This window comes from Segetibacter sp. (genome assembly GCF_025963695.1).
Lineage (GTDB): Bacteria > Bacteroidota > Bacteroidia > Chitinophagales > Chitinophagaceae > Segetibacter.
Genome location: NZ_JAOQAH010000077.1, coordinates 41,397 through 57,108, shown reverse-complemented (window position 1 = coordinate 57,108; position 15,712 = coordinate 41,397). Strand labels below are relative to the sequence as shown.

Below are 15,712 nucleotides of genomic sequence, written 5' to 3'. Positions count from 1 at the left end.
ACTGTATTTTCGACTTAGCACAAGCCTCGCCTGCTTTGTTTAGCATGTCAACAAGCTCTTTATAAAGATCAAGGTTCTCCCTCTCTTCTTTATACAACCAGGCACAAATCATATACTTGATGTTCATTGCAGCAGCATCATCAATTGCTTTGTCCCAGCCGTTTTTTAAACTTCCTTTGGTATTGCCATGCCTGCCTGTGAAGTAGTGAGAACTAATAACGGTTAAGCCAAGGTCGTTACAAATCTTGTTGAATTCTTTAGGGCTCTTGCCCCAATAGGTGCCATCGTAATCAAAGACTTCAAGTTCAGTATACCCTAGTTTGGCTAGCCTAGACAGTGATGCCACAAGGTCTTTTTTTAGATATTCACGAATGGTCCATACTTGTACGCCTAATGGATTTTTTGCTGGCCTGGCAAAGAGGGATGAACCAAAGGCGGCTCCGGCCGCCGAGAGAGTAACTGTTTTTACAAAGCTTCTTCTTTCCAAAATAAAAGGTTTTAGGAAAAGTCTGCATCAAATAGGCAAATAGCACGTTCTATCGGGTTTCTTTTTGAGCAGAAAAAAGTCTCAATTGTTTTATTGAAGATATTATAAATTCTTATAAAAATTCGAACAGCAGCGAAACCAAAAAAGACTATAAGGGACTGCACCGTTTTATGTGCAATAATGAAATAGAGTACACGGGTGCGACGCAACAAAAGAATAATGTAATCGAAATGCCCGGTTCATAATTTTTACCATTATTTGCAGATTACTAAATGAAGATTCAACAATTGGTTTAATTTGATGTTGGATTGGAGAAATATTATTATTGAGTGAAAAAATTCTTTTATGCAACAGGAGCGAAGACGGTTTTTGAAAATAGCATTAACAGGCGCAGTGTGGATAGGAGCGGGGAATAAGATGCAGGCATTTGGGGGAAGCAACTTTGTGCTTCCGTCAAAAGACAAAATTAAACTGCGGGTGGCGATAGCTTCAGACGGACATTTTGGGCAACCCCAAACCGCCTTTGAAGCGAATCATGCAGAAATGATTTCGTGGATAAATGCTGAACATGCGGAGCGGGGAGTAGATTTTACCTGTGTAAATGGCGACTTGATTCATGATGATACAGCGTTTATAAAGCCAGTTAAAGACACCTGGGATAAACTGAAAATGCCTTATTATGTTACCCACGGCAACCATGATAAGACGGACGAAGAGAGCTGGAAACAAACATGGAACTATGGTTGGGATTTCGGATTTGAAAAAAAAGGAATTGGGTTTGTCGTGCTGAATACGGCAGACGCAAAAGGTACTTATGTAAGTCCTGAAGTTGAAAAAACAAGGCAGTTATTGAAACAGTACGAGCAGCACAAGCAGCTGTTTGTGTTTATGCACATTACCCCCATTAAATGGACGGAAAATGGAATTGATTGTCCGGAAGTAGTAGATATGTTTAACAAACAGGCAAACCTTAAAGCAGTGTTTCATGGGCATGACCACGACCAGGATAATGTAAAAGAAAAGAACAATCGCTTATACTTTTTTGATTCGCATGTTTCGGGGAGTTGGGGAACGGCGTATAGGGGCTACCGGATTTTAGAGGTGATGAAAAACGGAGATATTCTTACCTACCAAATGAACCCGGCAAGTAATGAAAAGGTGAATAGCCGGAGCTTGACATAAAAGAAATTGAAACTTAGGAAAACTATTCGGGCTGCATCCCAAATTGTTGCTGTTGGCTAACGATTTACGCCGCCGGCTGGGGTTGGTCGTCGCCCGACCGCCGATGCCGGGCAGCAAGGTAGTTGTATGAATTTAGAGATTTGTAAGATCGGGTGTAGCGCCATTAATACCTGTCTTCTTTCGAAGCCTGCAGCATTTTACACTATTGCTTTGCTACAATTATTTGGGCCGGAAGGCAGCGGGTCTTTTTGAGCAATTAGATTAATTGAGAGTAAAAATGAAAGACCAGGTAATGTTATTTTCGTGCCTAAGTTGGGTGATTAGTCAGATGGTAAAGGCCGATAGACGCCACCTGAAAAGTTATCACTTCGCCTGGTGCTTTCATTTTTACTAACATGAATTTTGCCTATCTACTGGTTTTACATATCAATCATCTTCCCGATTACTTCCTGTGGAGTGGATGAATCTCCCTTTGCATTTACCTGCTCGAAGTAATTGTACCATCCTGCGCCATCTACCATTTTTTCGAAGCTTTGTGCGGCTTCATCATTAGGGAAAGTCCATACAGCGAAAAAGTCATAATCGGCCCTGTTAAAAGTTGATGAGTCGTTAACGCCCCAGCTAATAATTTTTACATCATTATCCAGCAGCTGCTGAATGGCCGGTCCTAGTAAATTCATGTAATTGCCTCTTTCTTCTTTTGAAAGATCTTTCCATGCTGCTTTAGCTCTCCAGAGCTCGAGGTACATTTTCATATTGCTTTCGTTTTGGTTGGAAGCTAAATATACATTTAATAACTTTTAAACCTTCCAATGCTCGCAACGGGTTAAAAAAGCTTCATCCACATCAGCACCTATTCCAGGAGCATCGGGGCAGTCGAGCACGTATTTATTATAAGTAGCACCACCAACAACAGGATCTTCCAGGTGGCCCAACAAGCAAGTGTCAAGATCGTAGTACTGCACGTTTTGGCTGGCCCATGCAAAATGAAGGTTTGCAGTCAGGGCAAAGCGGCTTTCAAGCATTCCGCCTATCATGCATGGTATGCCCGCCTCTTCAGCCAGCCGATGTATTTTCAAAGCGCCTGCTATTCCACCAGACTTTGCCAGTTTTATATTTATCGAGTCGCACGATTTTGTTTTTATGAGTCTTCTTGCGTCGTGATGATTGTAGCAGCTTTCATCAGCCATTACATGTACTGCCGCGTTGTGGCAAAGCTCAGGTAAATAATCATCGTACCATGTGCGCATTGGCTGCTCGCAAAATTCTATGTCAAATTGATCCAACGCCTGTAATGCAAATACTGCATCCTCATACACCCAACCCTGGTTTGCATCAACCCTAATAAGCGTTCCTGGTTTTACAGCCTGCCTGATGTGGCCTATTTTTTCAATGTCTTCATATGCATTTTTACCAATCTTTACTTTTAAAATATTGGCTCCCTGCTCCTCAAACTGTGTTGCCTTTTCAACCATTTCTTCAACCGGCCCTATACCAATTGTTATGTCTGTTTCAATGGTTCGTTTTTCGCCTCCTAAATATTTGTATAACGGAACATTGGCCGCCTTTGCTGCTAAGTCGTAAAGCGCCATATCAAAAGCACTTTTAATAGTTGAATTACCTGCGGCAAAGGCATCTAATTCCTTCAGCCTGTCTTCAATATTCCGTGCGTCTTTTTCTTTCCATAAAGCCGCAAAGTCTCTTGCCATAACAAGGCAGGTGTTTTGTGTTTCACCTGTTATATAAGGGAAAGCTGAGCACTCGCCTGCCCCGTAAATTCCCTCATCTGTAAATATTCTTATAAAAACATTTTGAGCTGACTGCATGGTTCCTGTTGCTATAGCAAAAGGAACCATAGGAATGCTATAACGGTAAATTTGTGTGTGCGTTATTTTCAAAACAAGAGGTTTTTAGATAGTTGTAAAAATACAGTAATTACGATGCTCTTATAATATTCATGGTACTGCTACATTAGAAGCGGGCGTTTTTTTTTGGCAAGCTTTGCCCATTATTCAACATTGTTGTGTCACTCACTTATGCTTTTATACACTAATGATCAAAACAACTTTAAAGCTCCATTTTTCCGCTTTGGTTAATAACTGTAAAACTTTTAGATTTGATTTCGAAGCTGCCACATCTCAAAGAAGGAAAACTTCACTTTTGATTTCCTTCCTTCTACGTGCCAACTTATTGTAAATAACCAGTTATAAAATTTAACGAATGCTTTTTACCCGAATAAAGGATAATGTTAGAGTCGTATTTCAAATCCTTATTATTCTCACCATTGCCTTTGCTTCCTTCTACTTTACACCATCCAACCCCCCGGGCTTAACACTAAAAAAAGGATCACACATTATTTTAGTAGGTAATAACCTTGGATCGCGTATGATGAACTTTGGCCATTTTGAAACTGAAATGCACTTAAGGTATCCTGATAGTTTGCTTTACATCCGTAATATGTGTGACGGTGGAAACACGCCGGGTTTCAGACCTCATTCAGGCCGGGTATCGCCCTGGGCATTTCCCGGAGCTGAAAAATTTCAAACCGAACTGGCAAGAAACTCAGACAGCCAGGGGTTCTATGAAACACCCGACCAGTGGAATAGCAATCATAAGGCCGATATTGTAATTGCTTTCTTCGGCTATAATGAATCTTTCCAGGGTAAAGAAGGCCTGGCGAACTATAAAGCAGAATTAGATGCTTTTATCAAACACACATTAACTCAAAAATACAATCGCGTTACTCCTCCGCAGCTTGCCATTGTATCGCCTATCGCATTCGAAAATCTTTCGCACAAGTGGGATCTTCCCAGTGGCAAACAGGAGAATATAAATCTTGCCCTTTATACTGCAGCTATGAGAGAAGTGGCCAGCAAAAATAAGGTTCACTTTGTAGATGCTTTTGCTCCCACAAAAGAGTGGTTCGATGCAGCTAAAGAGCCATTAACGATAGACGGTTCTCAACTTACCGATGCCGGCTATGCCAAATTTTCTACATTACTAACAGATCAAATTTTTGGCAAAGTTTCAAGGGCAGCAGAAGCTCAGCGAAACCTGGTTCATGCAGCGGTGATGGAAAAAAACTGGATGTGGCACAACGATCTGAAGATTCCAAACGGGGTTCACGTCTTTGGCCGTAGGTTCGATCCTTTTGGACCTGACAACTATCCTGCAGAGTTGGTCAAAATCAGGCAAATGACAGCGATCAGAGATACGTCTATATGGAAAGCTGCCAAAGGAGAAAAGATGGATGTGGCAGCTGCAGACGCAAAGACAATTGTACTTCCACCAGTGAAAACAAATTATAACCCTGATAAGAATGGCAGCCCCGAATACTTGTATGGAGACGAGGCCTTAAGCAAGCTGAAAGTAGCGCCCGGTTATAAAATAGAACTGTTTGCTTCAGAAAAGGAGTTCCCTGAGTTAGCCAAACCAAACCAGCTATCGTTCGATAACAGGGGGCGTTTGTGGTTAACCACCATGCCTACTTATCCTGCCTGGAAGCCGGGCGATAAAAAGCCTGATGATAAGATCATTATTTTAGAAGATACGAATGGAGACGGTAAGGCAGATAAATCAACTGTTTTTGCTGACGGCTTATATCTTCCGGTTGGTTTCGAACTTGCTGCCGAAGGAGTATATCTGTCACAGGGAACCAACTTTGTTCTTTTAAAAGATACAAACGGCGACGATAAAGCAGATACCAAAGAAATACTGTTAAGTGGTTTTGATGATCACGATACTCATCATGCACATCATGCTTATACCGTAGATCCGTCTGGTGCTATTTATATGGGTGAAGGCGTTTTTCTGCATACAAACGTTGAAACCTCTTATGGTCCCGTTCGTGCTACTAACGGTGGTTTCTACCGTTACAATCCGCAACGCCGTCAACTTGAACGGACAGCACAACTGTCTATACCGAATCCTTGGGGAATTGCATTCGATGATTGGGGGCAAAACCTTTTTGCTGAAACCTCAAGCCCCGATGTTCGCTGGATGATGCCGGGAACAGTGAAGTCAAGATATGGTGTGGCTACGCCGAGATCAGTCAGCCTAATTGAAGAAAAACACCGGGTACGACCAACATCCGGCTTAGAGTTTATCTCAAGTCGTCACTTTCCTGATGACGTGCAGGGCGACTTTTTAATCAACAATACAATTGGCTTTTTAGGCACCAAACAACACACGCTTCAGGACGATGGTACCGGATACAAGAGCAGGCACCGGCAGGACTTGTTGGTTTCTGAAGATAAAAACTTTCGTCCTGTCGATATGGAGTTTGCACCTGACGGTTCATTGTATGTGGTGGACTGGCACAACGTGCTTATCGGGCACATGCAACACAATGCACGCGATCCGCTGCGCGATCATGCTAAAGGAAGAATTTATCGCATTACTTATCCTTCACGTCCATTGGTTAAGCCTGCAAAAATAGAGGGGGCTGCTATAGATGAATTACTGAATAATTTAAAACTTCCCGAATATCGCACCCGCTACCGCACTCGCCGCGAGCTACGTGGCCGTCCTTCCTCTGACGTGCTTTCTCATCTCAATGCATGGTTAGCCAAACTCGACAAAAATGATTCGGGATACGAACATAATTTGCTTGAAGCGCTATGGGTAACATGGGGCTTAAACAAGGTAGATCAGAAACTACTTCGCCAACTACTACAAGCGAAGGATTACCGGGCGAGGGCAGCAGCAGTAAGGGTGGTTCGATACACGGGACACCAGGTAGCAGATCAGGCTAACCTGCTTGCACAAGCGGCGGCAGATGTTCACGGCCGGGTTCGCCTTGAAGCAATCGTAGCAGCTTCGTGGCTTGACAAAACAAAGGGGCTGGCAGTTTTAGCAGAAGCAGCCAAAAAGCCGTTAGATGAATGGATGCAACCTTCTTACGAAACAGCGCTGGCACATCTAAACAATCGTGAGGTTCCACCAAAAAAAGAAGCATTTGCTAAAACCGACTTAAAAGGACCAGACCTTGAACTACACAATAAAGGACGGGCTATTTACAATCGCGACGGTTTTTGTGGTACCTGCCATCAACCCAATGGTAAAGGTCTTACTGCATCAGGCTTTCCACCTCTCACCGCAAACAATTGGGTGTTGGGTAACCAGGACAGGTTAATAAAAATTGTCTTAAAAGGATTATATGGACCTATGGAAGTTCAGGGGGTCAAGTATTCAGGGCAGGTACCAATGACACCTTTCGGTGGCATGCTTAAAGACGACGAAGTAGCTGCTGTAATAACCTATATAAGAAATTCCTTTGGAAATAAAGCCCCTGCCGTTTCCCCCGACCGTGTAAAACAAGTGAGGGCCGCAACCAAAAATAAAACAGGGTTCTATTCACCTTCCGAGCTGCTCAAACAGCATCCAATGGAGAAGACTAATTTATAATCGTAAGGGCTTCACTAAGCTTGCCAATCATATAAACTTCAATGAAAAAATTAAGAGCTACAACCGGATGTTTTTTGCTGTGTTTTTTACTGGCTGCCAGCTTTTGCTCGTGCGCACAAAACAGGAAAAATGCCAGTGCTAAAAAGCCCACAATCATATTTGTTACCGGCGATCATGAGTACAGTGGAGAGGCCACCCTTCCGTTAGTTGCTGCAGAGCTCGAAAAGAATTACGGCTTTCAAACGAAATTTCTTAAAGCATTCCCTGATCATAATTCCGAAGAGAATATTCCTGGTTTAGAAGCTTTAAAAGAGGCCGATGTTGCTGTATTCTTTTTACGCTGGCGCAGGTTGCCCGCTAACCAGGTAAAGTATATTGAAGATTACCTTAAAACAGGTAAACCTGTGGTGGGTTTCCGTACAACAACGCATGCTTTCAACTACCCTAAAGGACACGAGTTGGAAAAATGGAATTCTTTTGGTGAACTCGTTTTTAATGCCCCTCCTGGATGGGGCGGCAAAGCCAATCACACACACTACGGGCATAAGTCTACTACGGATGTTACCATTATTCCCGAAGCCTCTAAAAATCCCATTCTAACAGGTGTCGGTAATAATTTTCATGCAAGTTCATGGCTGTACAAAGTTCTGCCAGACTACCCTGCAAAAGGCTCTACGTGGCTGTTGACCGGTCACCCTATTAATCCCGATAAAAAAGATGCAACCGATCAGCCGGTTGCCTGGACAGGAAAGAATAGTTATGGTGCAAAATTTTTCATAACCACTCTTGGTCATCCTGAAGACTTTAGTCAGGAGCCTTTTCAACGCCTTGTCATCAATGCCATACACTGGGCTGCAGGAAAACCGATTCCTAAAAAGTGGGCTGGAAAAATGGATATTAGCGTGCCATACCGGCAATAGATAGCTGAACCTGGTAGTATTTATGGTAGCCATTCTTCATTAATACTATGTTGCATCCGTTGCGTCGCACTCTTGTACTTTTTTTCTTTATTCAACATACAGTGGCGGTTGCTCACCCGCCATCATTTCACGAATCAAACTTATAGATCTTAATTAAAATCTTCCATCCATGAATAATATAGGATTTAATGTGCTAGCCTGGTCAGCGGTCATTTCAGATGATTTAAAACCCGTAGTCGAGCGGCTTAAAACGATAGGATACGATGGTGTAGAGTTCTTCATTGGTGCTCCCGGAGACGCTGCTTATAAATGGATGGGAGAATATACAAGAGACCTTCGTTTAGGCGTAACAACCGTTTTTGTGGTTGGTAAAGATGAAAACCCCATTAGCAATCAACCTTCTGTTCGATCTAAAGCCCTTGACAGAATTAAGTGGGCAATTGATCGCGCTCATGATTTGAATTCTCCAATACTTTGTGGTCCTTTTCATTCTGCCCATGCACATTTCGCCAAACGTGCTCCGGAAGACCAGGAGTACGAATGGGGCGCAGAAGTATTGCGTGCTGCAGGCGAGTATGCTGCGCAGGCCAATATTACCCTTGCATTAGAAGCTTTAAATCGTTTCGAGTGCTATTTGTGTAATACAATGCAACAGTTGTTACGCCTGGTAAAAGCTGTCGATCTTCCAAATGTGCAGGCGATGTTTGATACACACCATGGGAATATTGAAGAAAAGAGTTTCAGCGGCGCCATCCTAACTATTGCTCCTGTACTGGCTCATGTACACATCAGTGAAAATGATCGCGGAACACCCGGCGACGGGCAGGTGCGTTTTGATGATGCATTTTCCGGTTTGGCAAATATGCACTACAAAGGTTGGCTCACTATTGAAGCTTTTTCACGGAACGATCCTGATTTTGCCAATTCGATAGGCGTTTGGCGCGAATATTCGAAACCCTGGGATATTGCTGAAAAAGGTTTACAGTTTATCAGGGAAATGTGTAGCAAACATGGGTTGTAGACCCTACTAAAGTTATTGCACTCTGCGCATTGTATCATTCTTCGGGTTGGCTTATAAATTGTACTTGATTAAAAAAAGTAATACGATGAAGAAGCCAATCAGCCGGCAGATGCATGGAGTTGCGGATTACGCGTACGCTCCCCTAATGTTTGCTGCACCCCAGATCATGGGTTTTGAAGATGAACAAAAGGCGCAAACTGTTTGCCGTGTAGTAGGTGTAGGTGTATTAGGAGCGACTATGCTTACAAGGGCAGAGTGGGGCGTTTATAAAGTACTACCGTTTAAAGCTCACCTCGCACTAGACGTTGCCGTAAGTCTTTTTTCCTTAGCTGCTCCCTGGATTTTTGGCTTCGCTAACAACACTAACGCAAGAAATACCTTTATAGCAATGGGTGCTGTTGGCGGAGTAGTGACCGCCCTATCACAACCGGAAGAAATGTTGGTGGTCAAATAACTCAAGTGCTAATCCTATTTCAAGAATCTTAATTGCCGTGGCTATTTACCCTGCTTTTTATTTCAACTTCCCTTCCAGCAATAAAATCCGAACTTTTAGTATGGCTGTTACTGCTAGTGAGTCCGTGATCGTTCCATTTTCAACCATTTGGTAAGCTTCTTCAAAAGAAACTTTTTTAACCACCAATTGTTCAGTTTCTTCCGGCATCGCTTCTTCCTGCTTTAAACTTCTTGCAAGAAAAATGCAACCATATTCATCAGTTACAGAATTGGATAAATGAAGATCTAAAAGCTTTGTCCACTCTTCAGCAACAAGCCCGGTTTCTTCTTTTAGTTCCCTTTTAGCCGATTCTAACGGGTCTATTCCTAATGGCCCGCCACCTTCAGGTATTTCCCAGCTATACTTATTTAATGGAAAACGGTATTGACCAACCAGGTACGTGTTCAACTCGTCATCCAAAACAATTATTCCTATCGCATTATTCTTAAAATGCACTTTGCCGTAAATCCCTTTTCCTCCGGCTGGATTTAGTACATCAAATTCTGCAATGCTTATCCAGGGGTTATTGTAAATGTCTTTTTTGCTTAAAATCGTCCAGGGATTATGTTGTTCGTTCATTCCATCAAAATTAGTATTCCTTAGTATAGCTTCAACTTGGCCTGTATGCAAAATTTGTTGGTCGCTTTCGGTACGATGCAAACATTTTTTCTTCAATTCAGCTTTAGAATATTTTCTTTTTTGCTTGCCCAAAAAAGAAACAAAAAAAGGCCGCCGAAAACGAAACAGCCCGTTTTCGGCAGGGGTATTTCTATTAGGCTTTTGTAGTACTGTGGTGAAGAACATTTGAGCCTTGATGCTTTGATTGTTTTTCGGCTCTGTTTCATTTTAGAAGACAAAAAAGATAAGGCATAAAAACCAGCTGTTGAAGCCACAGTAGCACAACCGCTTAATCAACGAACAATGAAAGGAACGGGCTGTTTCGTTCCTTTCTTGATTTTTCTTTGGTTACTTTCTTTTCATCAAGGAAAAGAAAGTGACAAGCAGCACCCAGGACTTTCTTTTAAAAAGAAACTACCTGGGCATAGGTAAGTATGCAAGCATTTGTTCTATAATTTTTCTTTAGAATATTTTCTTTTTTGCTTGCCCTCCAAAACAAAAAAAGGCCTCCGAAAAGGAAACAGCCCGTCTTCGGAATTGGTATTTCAATGCTTTTGTACTGCTGTGGTGAAGGACAGTGAGGCCTTGATGCTTTGACTGTTTTTCGGCGCTGTTTCATTTTTAGAGGATAAAAAAAGAATAGGCATGAAAACCAAATGTTGAAGCCAAAGTAGCACTTAGCTTAAAGTGACAAGCTGAGCATAGGGCTGCTTTGAAAAGAAAAGCGGGTTATAGTTGCAGACTTGAAGTTTCATTTGCTAGGAGAGTGATGCAAATAAAAAAAGTAAAAGAGAATATCTACAGTTGCAGTGAGTGACACAACAATGTCGAATTATATTCAAATGTGGGTGACCAAAAGAAAAAAATGTACACAGAACTACAGGTAACCACCAATTTTACTTTCCTACGCGGAGCCTCTCACCCGGAAGAATTGGTTGAGCAGGCGGCGGCTTATGGATATAAGGAAATAGCAATAACAGACCGAAATACATTTGCAGGGATCGTACGGGCACATGCTGCTGCGAAAAAATTGGGAATAAGAATAGTAGTGGGTTGCAGGTTAGACTTGCTCGATGGTCCAAGCTTATTGGCATATCCCACTAATAAAGCCGCTTACTCTCAACTCAGCAATTTATTGACGTTAGGGAATACGCGGGCAGAGAAAGGAGCGTGTCATTTATATAAACCAGATGTATTGAAGTATGCTAAGGGGGTAAAGTTTGTTGCGTTACCACCTGATGAATTGAACGAGGCATTTGAGTTTGACCCATCGTTTGAAACGGCTTTAAAGGAATATAAGGAAGCTTTTAAAGAGGACTTATATATTGCAGCATCGCGCCGCTACCAGGGAAATGACAACAAGTATTTATACCGGCTTGAGCAGTTGTCAAACGAACTAGCTATACCTATTGTTGCGACCAATGATGTGCATTATCACACACCATCCCGAAGGCAGTTGCAGGATGTGATGACATGCATTCGTGAAAAATGTACGATCTATAATGCAGGTTTTCGCTTACATCCCAATGCTGAACGATACCTGAAACGCAGCGACGAGATGCTTCGTCTTTTTAGGCAATACCCTGGTACAATCGAGAAGACACAGGAGTTGACGGAAGCCTGCAGGTTTTCGTTGGATGAATTGAAATATGAGTATCCTGAGGAATTAACAAGCGAAGGACGAACGCCGCAAGAGGAACTTACCTACCTGGCATGGGAAGGCGCCAAAGAAAAGTTTGGAGAAGACATTCCAGTGAAAACAAAGGAGGCAATCAAATATGAGCTGGATTTTATCGAGAAGATGAATTATGCAGCATATTTTCTTACCGTGTATGACATCGTTCGCTTTGCCCGTAGCCAAGGTATTCTTTGCCAGGGAAGAGGTTCTGCTGCCAACTCAACGGTTTGTTATTGCCTTGGTGTGACCTCTGTTAATCCTGCAAAGTTTGATTTGTTGTTTGAGCGCTTTATTTCTTCTGCCCGCAACGAACCACCTGATATTGATGTAGATTTTGAACATGAACGACGGGAGGAAGTTATTCAATACATCTATCAGAAATATGGTCGGGACCGTGCGGCTATTGTTGCCACAGTAACACAACAACATCAAAAAGGAGCCATAAGAGATGTAGGCAAAGCAATGGGTTTATCTGTTGACACGATCAATCGTTTGTCAAGTGCTATCTGGGAATTTACAGATGAATGGTTCGAAGGGAAACGGATTGCTGAACAAGGCTTTGACCCCCAGAATAAACACCTGCAAAAGGTATTGCAACTTACCAAAGAGTTTATGGGTTTCCCCAGGCAGTTGGGTCAGCATACAGGTGGGTTTGTTATTACTAATGGCAAACTTTCAGACTTGTGCCCAATTATGAATGCCCGTATGGAAAACAGGACCTGCATAGAATGGAACAAAGATGATATTGATGCATTGGGATTTATGAAAGTGGACGTGCTTGCTTTGGGCATGCTTACCTGTATAAGAAAAGCTTTCGACCTTGCTAAAGAACATTATGGCCTTAATCTCACTTTAGCCAATATTCCCCAGGATGATCCAAAGGTGTATGAAATGATTTGTCATGCTGATACAATTGGTGTGTTCCAGATTGAGAGCCGTGCCCAACAAAGTATGTTGCCGCGATTGAAGCCGAGAGTGTTTTACGACCTGGTGATTGAAGTGGCTATTGTTCGTCCCGGACCAATACAGGGAGATATGGTACATCCTTATCTGCGACGTAGAAATGGCGAAGAAAAGGTAGAGTATCCTTCCCCTCAATTGGAAGAAATATTGAAACGCACTTTAGGAGTGCCCCTCTTTCAGGAGCAAGCGATGAAAATTGCAATCGTTGCAGCAGGCTTTACGCCTGCAGAAGCGGATGAACTGCGTCGAAGTATGGCAACCTTTAAAATGAAAGGAGGGGTTTCTAAGTTTCATAGCAAGCTCATCAACGGTATGACTGAAAGGGGCTATAGTTTAGCATATGCAGAACGTGTATTTAAACAACTGGAAGGCTTTGGAAGTTATGGCTTTCCCGAAAGCCATGCGGCCAGCTTTGCATTACTAGTGTATGTTTCTTCGTGGCTTAAATGTTATTACCCCGATGTGTTTGCCTGTGCGTTACTCAATAGCATGCCCATGGGTTTTTACCAACCTGCACAAATTGTAATTGATGCCCGCAAACATGATGTTGAAGTAATGCCTGTAGATATCAATTATTCCTATTGGGATAATAAGCTTGAAATGCCTCCTTCCCGGCAAGTTGATAAGCGAAGTGAGGGGGCTCTTCGCCTTGGCTTCAGGCAAGTAAAAGGAATACGCGAAGAAGACATGGATTTACTGGTTTCGGCAAGAGAAAAGAAATATGAGAGCATACAAGATTTACGAATGATTGGCTTGTCGGATGCTGCATTGGAAAAACTCGCAGATGCAGATGCATTTAGATCGATGAACCTTGATCGCCGCCAGGCTTTATGGGAAGTCTCCACAAAGGATAAACCGGTAGCAATGTTTACAGGACAACCGTCGGCAGATGAAAAACTTGAAGACATATCACTGCCTCAAATGACAACTGCAGAACATGTAGTGCATGATTACGCTTCCACCTCACTTTCGTTAAAAGCTCATCCTGTAAGTTTCGTCCGCGAGAAGTTGCAACAGCTCCACATTTTGTCAACCAGTCAACTTGCCACTGCAAAAAATGGACAGCCAGTAAAAGTAGCCGGACTTGTGTTGGTTCGTCAAAGACCTGGTACTGCAGGGGGTATTTGTTTTATGACCATTGAAGATGAAACTGGGGTTGCAAACCTTGTCATTTTTCAGAACCTTTTTGATGAATATCGAAAAGAGATTTTACAATCAAGGTTAATAATGGCCGAAGGACATTTACAGGTGCAAGGTGAAGTAATACATGTAATCGTAAAACGTTGTTTCGATTTATCAAAACTGCTGCGCAAACTCACTCCTGCAAATGATAAAATCTCTCCCCTCCCTTCAAAGGCCGAACATCTCCCTCCTCCCTTTAGGGCTGGGGCATCAATTCCTCCAGCACTAAACAAAAGAAGCCAGGTTAGGGAGAATGCACAGGAAAAGCTTTTCCCTGAAGCCAGGAATTTTAGATGAATTTGTTCTTAAAAGTTTTCGCAGCGTTACCCTAAATCTCAAACATTGATGACAATGAAATTTTATCTCAACGAATTGTCGTACAACTGCTACATCTTTCTTTAAACGGCAGCTATTAAACAAATGCAAAGAGGTACTCGTAAAGTATAGAGGTATTGCAGCCTTTTTAAACAAAAAAAGGTCTAATGAATATTTAAACAATCTGTATTATTTTTGGCTTTTGTTGTAGGGACCTATGAAAAGATTATTTATAATTTTAGTGGTTTTTGTACTGTTTCAATCATGTGCAAAAGAATATTCGTTTGAGGGCGGGAGAGCCAGAGATACACTTTTAATAATTACTCCCAATATAGACACTGCCCAAAGACCTGTAGTAGATAGTGCTTTAAAAGATACTACTTCCTTCCTTGTTAAAAAATATGTTGAAAAGCGGGGGAATACATCAGAGGAATATAATTTCAGTTACGACGCCCAGGGCAGGCTTGTAAGTAAGATTTCAGTTACCGGCAGTAACCGATTTATTTATCAATATAATGGAGACAACACCTTTACAATGGATTTTTTTAAAGGAAGTACATTATCCACTCGTCAAATCTTTTATCTCAATAATCTAAATTTAGTAGATAGCCTTGTTGAGATAAATTATGATAGAAAAGATACTGTTAGCGAAAAGTACATATATAATGTAAACAGGTTATTAGTTCAGGTAAGGGAATATGACATTGTGAATACTCGTTCAGTATTGAAAAATACAACCACTGCGGAATATGATACTAATGGAAACGTTACTAAAGAATACAATACTAATAATAACCAAATTGCTTATCAGTATACTAATCTTCCATTCAATCTTAATATAGGATTGAATTTTTTCAGTCGAAATACCAACCTGATTCAAACTTCCACCTATTCAGGATCAAGGAACTTAGTTTTAACCCATAGTTATACTTTCGATAATTTAAAAAGATTGACGAGCGAAACAGTGACAGATGCAAATGGTAATATAGTAGTGGTAAAACTGTATAGTTATTAAAATAGGGCACATTCTTCATCCCTTTTTCCAGCTGCAATCTCTAAAGGTGCCATTGGGTCGCTAAGACAATACATCTCTTAAAAAGTGCAGAGGCCACGCATCCTTGTTTCTTCAATTTTTATCTGGTACCTTTCTATAGGTGTTTAAGTACTAAAAATGAAGAAATTTTCAGTTATTTCAATAATTCTGCTGTCGGTTGCTTGTGGACGGGAGTCATCTCCGGAAGGAAGATCACAAATACGCGATGAAGAGCTCTTAAGAAAAATTGATACTTTAAAAGATCAAAATAGAGCTTTAATGGACTCTATTAGTGAGATTAATAAAGAGATAAGAAAGCTTAGAAATAAATAACTTTTTTCTTGTGTTTAATTTTTTGCGACACTGTTTAAAGACTCCATTTTATTCCTCCGTTCACCACAAATCTATCTAATG

General features: G+C 41.6%; 12 protein-coding genes. 8 read left to right on the top strand and 4 right to left on the bottom strand.

Annotated features, from left to right (window positions below; translation table 11 throughout):
• A partial coding sequence (locus JWR87_RS13220; RefSeq protein ID WP_297820831.1) for a twin-arginine translocation signal domain-containing protein occupies nucleotides 1-487 on the bottom strand: 487 nt, incomplete at its 3' end.
• A 345-nt stretch (nucleotides 488-832) separates the two neighbouring features.
• Here JWR87_RS13220 and JWR87_RS13215 point away from each other — a divergent pair.
• The gene (locus tag JWR87_RS13215; RefSeq protein ID WP_297820829.1) at nucleotides 833-1,669 is read left to right on the top strand and encodes a metallophosphoesterase; all 837 of its coding nucleotides are present in this window, start codon (nucleotides 833-835) and stop codon (nucleotides 1,667-1,669) included.
• Nucleotides 1,670-2,088: 419 nt separating this feature from the next.
• Here the strand turns inward: JWR87_RS13215 and JWR87_RS13210 are convergent, their stop codons facing one another.
• Both JWR87_RS13210 and JWR87_RS13205 read right to left on the bottom strand, forming a co-directional pair.
• The gene (locus JWR87_RS13210) at nucleotides 2,089-2,424 is read right to left on the bottom strand and encodes a DUF6616 family protein (protein ID WP_297820827.1); all 336 of its coding nucleotides are present in this window, start codon (nucleotides 2,422-2,424) and stop codon (nucleotides 2,089-2,091) included.
• Between the two features lie 45 nt (nucleotides 2,425-2,469).
• Entirely contained in the window at nucleotides 2,470-3,567 is a 1,098-nt protein-coding gene (locus JWR87_RS13205; protein WP_297820825.1) for a dipeptide epimerase, read from the bottom strand.
• A gap of 322 nt (nucleotides 3,568-3,889) precedes the next feature.
• Between JWR87_RS13205 and JWR87_RS13200 the strand changes: the two genes are divergently transcribed.
• From JWR87_RS13200 to JWR87_RS13185, 4 genes are all read left to right on the top strand, one after another.
• On the top strand, nucleotides 3,890-7,075 hold the full coding sequence (locus JWR87_RS13200) for a PVC-type heme-binding CxxCH protein (RefSeq protein WP_297820823.1): 3,186 nt from the start codon (nucleotides 3,890-3,892) through the stop codon (nucleotides 7,073-7,075).
• A 41-nt stretch (nucleotides 7,076-7,116) separates the two neighbouring features.
• Entirely contained in the window at nucleotides 7,117-7,995 is an 879-nt protein-coding gene (locus JWR87_RS13195; RefSeq protein ID WP_297820821.1) for a ThuA domain-containing protein, read from the top strand.
• Between the two features lie 169 nt (nucleotides 7,996-8,164).
• The gene (locus JWR87_RS13190) at nucleotides 8,165-9,016 is read left to right on the top strand and encodes a sugar phosphate isomerase/epimerase family protein (protein WP_297820819.1); all 852 of its coding nucleotides are present in this window, start codon (nucleotides 8,165-8,167) and stop codon (nucleotides 9,014-9,016) included.
• Nucleotides 9,017-9,101: 85 nt separating this feature from the next.
• The gene (locus tag JWR87_RS13185) at nucleotides 9,102-9,470 is read left to right on the top strand and encodes a hypothetical protein (protein ID WP_297820817.1); all 369 of its coding nucleotides are present in this window, start codon (nucleotides 9,102-9,104) and stop codon (nucleotides 9,468-9,470) included.
• Nucleotides 9,471-9,527: 57 nt separating this feature from the next.
• Here JWR87_RS13185 and JWR87_RS13180 read toward each other — a convergent pair whose 3' ends face one another.
• Nucleotides 9,528-10,088 carry an NUDIX hydrolase gene (locus JWR87_RS13180; protein ID WP_297820815.1) on the bottom strand — a complete coding sequence of 187 codons (561 nt, stop codon included), beginning with the start codon at nucleotides 10,086-10,088 and terminating at the stop codon, nucleotides 9,528-9,530.
• A gap of 904 nt (nucleotides 10,089-10,992) precedes the next feature.
• Here JWR87_RS13180 and JWR87_RS13175 point away from each other — a divergent pair.
• From JWR87_RS13175 to JWR87_RS13165, 3 genes are all read left to right on the top strand, one after another.
• Entirely contained in the window at nucleotides 10,993-14,247 is a 3,255-nt protein-coding gene (locus JWR87_RS13175) for an error-prone DNA polymerase (protein ID WP_297820813.1), read from the top strand.
• A gap of 235 nt (nucleotides 14,248-14,482) precedes the next feature.
• A complete protein-coding gene (locus JWR87_RS13170) occupies nucleotides 14,483-15,280 on the top strand; it encodes a hypothetical protein (RefSeq protein ID WP_297820811.1) in 798 nt (265 codons plus the stop codon).
• Nucleotides 15,281-15,436: 156 nt separating this feature from the next.
• The gene (locus JWR87_RS13165) at nucleotides 15,437-15,631 is read left to right on the top strand and encodes a hypothetical protein (RefSeq protein ID WP_297820809.1); all 195 of its coding nucleotides are present in this window, start codon (nucleotides 15,437-15,439) and stop codon (nucleotides 15,629-15,631) included.
• Nucleotides 15,632-15,712: the final 81 nt, after the last annotated feature.

Bases quoted from the DNA above. Each gene is read 5' to 3' on its own strand.
- JWR87_RS13185 (WP_297820817.1), top strand. From the start codon at position 9,102: ATGAAGAAGCCAATCAGCCGGCAGATGCATGGAGTTGCGGATTACGCG.
- JWR87_RS13195 (WP_297820821.1), top strand. From the start codon at position 7,117: ATGAAAAAATTAAGAGCTACAACCGGATGTTTTTTGCTGTGTTTTTTA.
- JWR87_RS13180 (WP_297820815.1), bottom strand. From the start codon at position 10,088: ATGAACGAACAACATAATCCCTGGACGATTTTAAGCAAAAAAGACATT.
- JWR87_RS13165 (WP_297820809.1), top strand. From the start codon at position 15,437: ATGAAGAAATTTTCAGTTATTTCAATAATTCTGCTGTCGGTTGCTTGT.
- JWR87_RS13210 (WP_297820827.1), bottom strand. From the start codon at position 2,424: ATGAAAATGTACCTCGAGCTCTGGAGAGCTAAAGCAGCATGGAAAGAT.
- JWR87_RS13170 (WP_297820811.1), top strand. From the start codon at position 14,483: ATGAAAAGATTATTTATAATTTTAGTGGTTTTTGTACTGTTTCAATCA.
- JWR87_RS13190 (WP_297820819.1), top strand. From the start codon at position 8,165: ATGAATAATATAGGATTTAATGTGCTAGCCTGGTCAGCGGTCATTTCA.
- JWR87_RS13175 (WP_297820813.1), top strand. From the start codon at position 10,993: ATGTACACAGAACTACAGGTAACCACCAATTTTACTTTCCTACGCGGA.
- JWR87_RS13215 (WP_297820829.1), top strand. From the start codon at position 833: ATGCAACAGGAGCGAAGACGGTTTTTGAAAATAGCATTAACAGGCGCA.
- JWR87_RS13200 (WP_297820823.1), top strand. From the start codon at position 3,890: ATGCTTTTTACCCGAATAAAGGATAATGTTAGAGTCGTATTTCAAATC.